We start from the raw sequence: 7,287 nt of genomic DNA on the forward strand, positions 1-7,287 counted from the left end.
AAGAAAAAGGGGCAGCCCGAACGGGCCGCCCCCCTTGCTTGCGCTGCCGGCAGGCTCGGCCGCTCAGCAGTCGTAGTAGAGCACGAACTCGTACGGGTGCGGGCGCAGCGCCATCGCCTCGACCTCGTTGGCCCGCTTCATCGCGATATAGTTGTCGATGAAATCCTTGGTGAACACCTCGCCCTCCATGAGGAACTCATGGTCGGCGGCGAGCGCGTCCAGGGCGGCGCCGAGCGAGCCCGGCACGGTCGGGATGTGCGCCAGCTCTTCCGGCGGCAGGTCGTAGATGTTCTTGTCGGTGGCCTCGCCGGGATCGATCTTGTTCCTGATGCCGTCCAGGCCCGCCATCAACATCGCCGAGAAGGCGATATAGGGGTTGCAGGACGGGTCGGGGCAGCGGAACTCGACCCGCTTGGCCTTGGGGCTGTTCGAGTACATCGGGATGCGGCAGGCGGCCGAGCGGTTGCGCGCCGACCAAGCCAGGTTCACCGGCGCCTCGTAGCCCGGCACCAGGCGGCGGTAGGAGTTGGTGGTGGGGGCGGCAAACGCCAGGATCGCCGGCGCATGCTTGAGCAGGCCGCCGATGTACCACCGGCACAGGTCGGACAGGCCGTGTTCCTTGTCACCCGCGAACAGGGGCTTGCCCTCGCTCCAGATCGACTGGTGGCAATGCATGCCGGAGCCGTTGTCGCCGTAGAGCGGCTTGGGCATGAACGTCGCGGACTTGCCGGCCTTGGCCGCCTCGTTCTTCACGACATACTTGTACTTCATCTGGTGGTCGGCCATCGCCAGCAGCGTATCGAACTTCATGTCGATCTCGCACTGGCCGGCGGTCGCCACCTCGTGATGCTGGCATTCGACCGTCAGGCCGATGTCGATCATGGTGAGCGCCATGCGGGCGCGCAGGTCCTGCAGCGTGTCGGTCGGCGCGCAGGGGAAGTAGCCTTCCTTCGGCCGGATCTTGTAGCCGAGGTTCGGACCCTCGGCCCGGCGCATGTTCCACCAGCCCTCGACGCTGTCGACGAGATAGGAGCCGGAATTGATGTCCTGGCCGAACTGGACGTTGTCGAACACGAAGAACTCGGCCTCTGGTCCGAAGAATGCCGTGTCGCCGATCCCGGTCGACTTCAGGTAGGCCTCGGCCTTCTTGGCGATGCCGCGCGGGTCGCGGCTGTAGAACTCGCCGGTCACCGGGTCGAGCACGTCCGCGATCATGACGAGCGTCTTGTGCTCGTAGAACGGGTCGATGAAGGCGGTGGTGGGATCGGGCATCAGCAGCATGTCGGACGCTTCGATCGTCTTGAAGCCGCGCACCGACGAGCCGTCGAAGCCCAGGCCCTCCTCGATCTGGTCCTGCTCGAACACCGCGGCCGGATAGCTGATGTGCTGCCAGGTACCGGGAACATCCGTGAGCCGGATGTCGATCATCTGGACGCCATTGTCCTTGATGGCCTTCATGACGTCCGCGGACGTCTTGCAACCCAGCGTCATCCTTCGCCTTCCTTGTCTTTCGCCCGGCGGCCGATCGGCCGCCATCCGAGCCCCGTCATCCGGCGCCGCGCCCCGGACCTCGCTGCATGGCGCCCGGCCCGGCCTGCCGTTCCGCGGCCTTTCTAGGCAGCGCCCGCATCTTTGAGAAGGTGTCCGCACCGGGCATGGGCCCGGCGCCGGAACGCCAACGAGCCGGGGCGACCTGCCGCCCCGGCTCGGGAGAAGGGCGGACGGCCGGGCCGTCCGTCCAGACGATCTCCCGGGCCTCAGGCCGCAGCCGAGATGCCCGCCGAAGCCCCGACCGGAACCGAGTCGATGGTCTTCAGGATCTGCGAGGCGATCTGGTAGGGGTCGCCCTGCGAGTTCGGGCGGCGATCCTCGAGATAGCCCTTGTAGCCGTTGCGCACGAAGCTGTGCGGCACACGGATCGAGGCGCCGCGGTCAGCCACGCCGTAGCTGAACTTGTTCCACGGCGCGGTCTCGTGCTTGCCGGTCAGGCGCATGTGGTTGTCCGGGCCGTACACGGCGATGTGGTCGTCGAGGTTCGCCTCGAACGCCGCCATCAGCTGCTCGAAATACTCCTTGCCGCCGACCTCGCGCATGTAGGCGGTCGAGAAGTTGCAGTGCATGCCCGAGCCGTTCCAGTCCGTGTCGCCCAGCGGCTTGCAGTGGAACTCGATGTCGATGCCGTACTTCTCGGTCTGGCGCAGGAGCAGGTAGCGGGCCATCCACATCTCGTCGGCGGCGCGCTTGGAGCCCTTGCCGAAGATCTGGAACTCCCACTGGCCCTTGGCCACCTCGGCGTTGATGCCCTCGTGGTTGATGCCGGCGGCCAGGCAGATGTCGAGATGCTCCTCGACGATCTGGCGCGCGATGTCGCCCACGTTCTTGTAGCCGACGCCGGTGTAGTAGGGGCCCTGGGGGGCGGGGAAGCCGTGCTCGGGGAAGCCCAGCGGGCGGCCGTCCTTGTAGAAGAAATATTCCTGCTCGAAGCCGAACCAGGCGCCATCGTCATCCAGGATGGTGGCGCGGCTGTTCGACGGATGCGGGGTCTCGCCGTCCGGCATCATGACCTCGCAGAGCACCAGCACGCCGTTGGTGCGCACCGGGTCGGGGAACACGCGGACCGGCTTGAGCACGCAGTCGGAGCTGTGGCCCTCGGCCTGCAGGGTGGAGCTGCCGTCGAAGCCCCAGAGCGGCAGCTGCTCCAGAGTCGGGAAGCTGTCGAATTCCTTGATCTGCGTCTTGCCGCGGAGATTCGGCACCGGGGTGTAGCCGTCGAGCCAGATGTACTCCAACTTGTATTTGGTCATTGCGGCCTTCCAAAGCGATTGAATCGAGATAGGTGAGGTCCTGGTGCCTGCGGCTTCTGCGTGCCTGCCCGCCATCGGCTGACCTATCTCCAAGCACGTTGCGTGCCAAACGGCCGCCGCCTGTGAAGCGAGGCGGCGGCCTGCGCGTGCCGATGCCTGAAAACTGAGCAGATCCTGCCTCCTGCCGAGTTGTTGGCCTGCCGCGGCGTGTCACAACTTGCCTGGCCGCAATGCCCCGAAGAACAGCATTGCCCCAGCCATGGTTAAAAAATCGGCATTAACTGTTTCTAAAAGAGGCAAATTGCGTAAAGGGGGTGCAAACCCCTGGGAAAGCGATTATGTACGACAAGGCAAAGCTTGGATCTGACACGGAGTGAGCGACATGGCTGGAAGCGCCGAGCGGCAGTCCGCCATCATCTACGAGTTTCCTCGGCGCGGCCGGTTCGCGCAGCTGGGGCAGCAGGACGTCAACCGCCCGCTCAGCGAGAAGGAATCGCGCGTGGCGGCGGCTGCGTTCGACAGCTGGTACCACGAGGCGGCAGTTCAGGAATCGGCGCGCGCGCACAAGCGCTGAACCGCTGTCTAGCCCAGCCGCGGCAGGGCTGACTGAACCTTGCACGAAATCTGGAAGGGCCGGCTCGATGCCGGCTGGCCCACGGCGGTAGAACTGCCGGGGGCAGGTGCGGGCGGGTCCCAACCCTGACAGACACGGCGCGCCCGGCAGCGGCCGGGATGGCCAGGCGTTCTTTGGGAAACCGCACCGACCATCGGAAAACATGGTCGCCGGATGAGTCGTCTGACTGGTCCTGGCGCGACCTTCGGGCCAGCCCGCGAGCGGGCAGGGCCGGTTCGCTTCAGCCGAACCGGCCCGGGCGGTCAGAGCGCGTCGTTGCCGCGCTCGCCGGTGCGGATCCGCACGGCCTCTTCCACCGAGTAGACGAAGATCTTGCCATCGCCGATCCGGTCGGTCTTGGCCGCCTGCTGGATGGCCTCGACCGCCCGCTCGGCCAGCTGGTCGTCGACCACGACCTCGATCTTCACCTTGGGCAGGAAATCGACGACGTACTCCGCCCCGCGATACAGTTCCGTGTGCCCCTTCTGGCGCCCGAAGCCCTTCACTTCCGTCACAGTCATGCCCTTCAGGCCGATCTCCTGGAGGGCTTCCTTGACCTCGTCCAGCTTGAACGGCTTGATGACGGCTTCGATCTTCTTCATTGCGCGACTTTCTCCACGACGAACGCTGGCGAGCGAACTTCCCACACCAACATTGCTCGGGGAAGGGTTATGCACGACACGTGCCAACGGTTCCCCATGCAGGTGGTTATGGAGCCCGTCGTGCTGGATGCCTAGAATATGGGCAGGCATGGTCAAGAATGAGGCAGACGTCTGATCGAGAACATTGCCGCCGACTGCGCGTGGCGCTTGACGAAGCGGCCGGCACGAGGCATTCAGCGCCGCGGATGGCGGGCGTAGCTCAGTCGGTAGAGCGCTAGGTTGTGGTCCTGGATGTCGCCGGTTCGAGTCCGGTCGCTCGCCCCATCCCCTGCTAATAGCAGCCTGAATCCCGGCACCGGGATCCGCGGCCGGGTGTAGCCTTCCGGCGCGTCGGGCTTCGGCCTCACAGACTCGAATAGTTCCAATTCGATCTACTGCCGGGATCGAGTTGTCACGGGCGCTGCGCAGTGCGAAACGGCGAGAACGGGCAGTGTGCGCCTGCCTGTATCGCTACGTGCTTCGTCTGGGGAACGCCCGATGGGTCGCTCGCTCGTGTATTCGATCACCGCGACGGCGATGATCCTCTCCCTGCCGGCCCATGCGGTCGAGCCGGTCGACGTGGTCGCCACCTATGCCGACATCGCCGAGGCGATGTACGCCGATGCGCTGACGAGTGCCGAGGAGCTGCAGGTGGCCGTGGACGCCTTCCTGGCCAAGCCATCCGCCGAGACCCAGGCTGCCGCCAAGGAAGCATGGAAGGCCGCCCGGGCGCCCTACCAGCAGACCGAGGCCCTGCGCTTCGGCAATCCGCTGGTGGACGAGTGGGAAGGCAAGGTGAACGCCTGGCCGCTCGACGAGGGCCTGATCGACTATGTCGATGCCTCCTATGGCGACAGTTCCGACGAGAACCCGCTCTACCTGCTGAACGTGGTGGCATCGCCGGCCCTGCGGGTGGGCCGCGAGCAGGTCGATGCGCGGAACATCACGCCGGCTCTGCTGGCGGACCATCTCCAGGAGGCGCTCGACGTCGAGAAGAACGTCGCGACCGGCTACCACGCGATCGAGTTCCTGCTCTGGGGCCAGGACCTGAACGGCACCGGCCCGGGTGCCGGCATGCGGCCCTGGACCGACTACAGCCTGACCCACTGCACCGGCGGCAATTGCGACCGGCGCCGCGCCTATCTCGAGGCCGCGACCGACCTGCTCGTCAGCGACCTCCAGGACATGGCGGCGAGCTGGCGGGACGGCGGGGCGGCGCGCACGGACCTGATGAGCGTCGGGCCGGAAGCCGGGATCGGCCGGATCCTGACCGGCATCGGTTCCCTGTCCTATGGCGAGCTGGCCGGCGAGCGGATGAAGCTCGGCCTGCTGCTGAACGATCCCGAGGAGGAGCATGACTGCTTCTCGGACAACACCCACAACTCGCACTTCTACGACCAGGTCGGCATGGTGGCGCTGTGGAACGGCAGCTACCAGCGCCTGGACGGCAGCATCGTATCCGGACCGTCGGTGAACGAACTCGCCAGGGAGAAGGCACCGGAAGCCGCGAAGCTCGTCCAGGACCGCATGGCCGAGACGACCGCGAAGCTCGAGGTGATCCGGGAGAGTGCCGAGAGCGGCAGGATGGCCTACGACCAGATGCTGGCGGCCGACAATGCCGAAGGCAACGCCATGCTCCAGGCCGCCATCGATGCCCTGGTGGCACAGACCCGGGCGGTGGAGGAGGTGGTGGCAGCACTGGGCGTGGCCGTCACGGTCGAGGGCTCGGACAGCCTGGACAACCCGGACACGGTGGCGCCCTGAGCGGGCCTGACGCATCGGGCCTGCTCCGCGCGGAGGAGCAAGGCGCGAGAGCGGGGATGCGGATCGGGCGACGCTCCTTGCTGCTCGGTGCTGCCGCGGCGGTGGTAGTGCCGGGGCAGTCCGGCATGCCTCTGGGCCGTCCGGCGGCAGCCGGAGAGGGCACCGTCACCCGGCATCTGGTGGCGGCCGAGCGGCGGATCCGGGTCCCCTCGGGCAGTGGGCCGGAGGTCTCAGCCTGGACGTTCGCCGACGAGCCATTGCCGGTGATCCGGCTGCGCCAGGGCGAGTGGCTGCGGGCACGGCTGGAGAACCGGCTGCCGGAGCCCATCTCGATCCACTGGCATGGCATCCGCGTGCCCAATGCCATGGACGGCGTGCCCTACCTCACTCAGGAGCCGGTGGCACCGGGGCAGGGCTTCGACTACGCGTTCGTCCCGCCCGATACCGGGACCTTCTTCTTCCACACCCATTGCAACACGATCGAGCAGTTGAGCCGCGGGCTCGCGGGCGTCCTGATCGTCGAGGGCGACGAGACGGTGCCGCACGATGCCGAGCTGGTCCTGGTGCTGCGCGACTGGCGGATCGACGAGACGGGCGCCTTCACCCCGTTCACCAGCGATGCGGCCGCGGCGAAGTCCGGCACGTTCGGCCGGCTGCGCACCGTCAACGATCTGGTGGAGCCGGTCTTGGACGTGCCGGCCGGTAGCGACCTGCGGCTGCGCATCCTCAATGTCGACGCCACCCGCATCGCCGAACTGGGCGTGGAGGGTACCGAGGCGGCAGTGGTCGCGATCGACGGCAACGGCCTGCCGCCGGTGCCGCTGACCAGCTGGCGGCTGGGCCCGGCCATGCGCCTGGACCTGACGCTGCGCGCTCCCGGGCCGGGCGAGGAGGCGGTGCTCTACGACTATTTCGCGCCGGAGCCCGTGCCGCTCGCCCGGCTGCGCGGGCGTGGCCCGGCACGTCCCGACCGGCCGTTCACACCGGCAGCACTGCGCCCGTCGACCTTCGCAGAGCCTGACCTGGCCCACGCGGAAAAGCTCCGGCTGACCTTTCAGGCGACGGCGATCGCCAGCGAGATCGTGCTGGACGACGGCCAGGTGCTGCGGCTTGCCGACAATCTCTGCCTGAGTGCCGCCACGCACTGGGCGATTGACCGCAGGAGCTGGCCGGAGCAGGGCCACCGGGCACTGCCGCCGCCGCTGTTCGAGCTGGTGCGGGGGCGGAGCTATGTGATCGAGCTGGTCAATGCCACCCAGTACCAGCATCCGATCCATCTGCACGGGCTGACCTTCCAGGTGCTCGACCCCAGGCAGGGTGCCGCCGGCCAGCGCGTCGACACGGTGCTGCTGGGCCCGCGCGACCGGACGCGGATCGCGTTCGTCGCCGACAATCCCGGGGACTGGATGCTCCACTGCCACATCATCGAGCACCAGGAGACCGGCATGATGGGCTGGTTCCGGAT

6 protein-coding genes and 1 tRNA gene are annotated in these 7,287 nt (G+C 67.1%); 4 read left to right on the top strand and 3 right to left on the bottom strand.

The window, feature by feature from the left end:
- Window positions 1-63 precede the first annotated feature (63 nt).
- Entirely contained in the window at window positions 64-1,491 is a 1,428-nt protein-coding gene (gene glnA / locus VNS22_RS04920) for a type I glutamate--ammonia ligase (protein ID WP_325730190.1), read from the bottom strand.
- A 266-nt stretch (window positions 1,492-1,757) separates the two neighbouring features.
- Window positions 1,758-2,804: a glutamine synthetase beta-grasp domain-containing protein gene (locus VNS22_RS04925; RefSeq protein ID WP_325730192.1), complete on the bottom strand. Its 1,047-nt coding sequence runs from the start codon at window positions 2,802-2,804 to the stop codon at window positions 1,758-1,760.
- A gap of 382 nt (window positions 2,805-3,186) precedes the next feature.
- On the opposite strand from VNS22_RS04925, the gene VNS22_RS04930 reads away from it, so the two are divergent.
- On the top strand, window positions 3,187-3,378 hold the full coding sequence (locus tag VNS22_RS04930; protein WP_325730194.1) for a DUF2735 domain-containing protein: 192 nt from the start codon (window positions 3,187-3,189) through the stop codon (window positions 3,376-3,378).
- A gap of 302 nt (window positions 3,379-3,680) precedes the next feature.
- Here VNS22_RS04930 and VNS22_RS04935 read toward each other — a convergent pair whose 3' ends face one another.
- The gene (locus tag VNS22_RS04935) at window positions 3,681-4,019 is read right to left on the bottom strand and encodes a P-II family nitrogen regulator (protein ID WP_325730196.1); all 339 of its coding nucleotides are present in this window, start codon (window positions 4,017-4,019) and stop codon (window positions 3,681-3,683) included.
- A gap of 248 nt (window positions 4,020-4,267) precedes the next feature.
- Here VNS22_RS04935 and VNS22_RS04940 point away from each other — a divergent pair.
- The 3 genes from VNS22_RS04940 to VNS22_RS04950 all read left to right on the top strand — a co-directional run.
- A tRNA-His gene (locus tag VNS22_RS04940) sits at window positions 4,268-4,343 on the top strand.
- 213 nt (window positions 4,344-4,556) lie between these two features.
- Window positions 4,557-5,822, top strand: coding sequence for an imelysin family protein (locus tag VNS22_RS04945; protein WP_325730198.1), 1,266 nt, complete (start codon window positions 4,557-4,559; stop codon window positions 5,820-5,822).
- A gap of 56 nt (window positions 5,823-5,878) precedes the next feature.
- Window positions 5,879-7,287, top strand: a 1,409-nt coding sequence (locus tag VNS22_RS04950) for a multicopper oxidase family protein (protein ID WP_325730200.1), incomplete at its 3' end; no start/stop codon positions are given.

Source organism: Geminicoccus sp. (assembly GCF_035556675.1).
Classification (GTDB): domain Bacteria; phylum Pseudomonadota; class Alphaproteobacteria; order Geminicoccales; family Geminicoccaceae; genus Geminicoccus.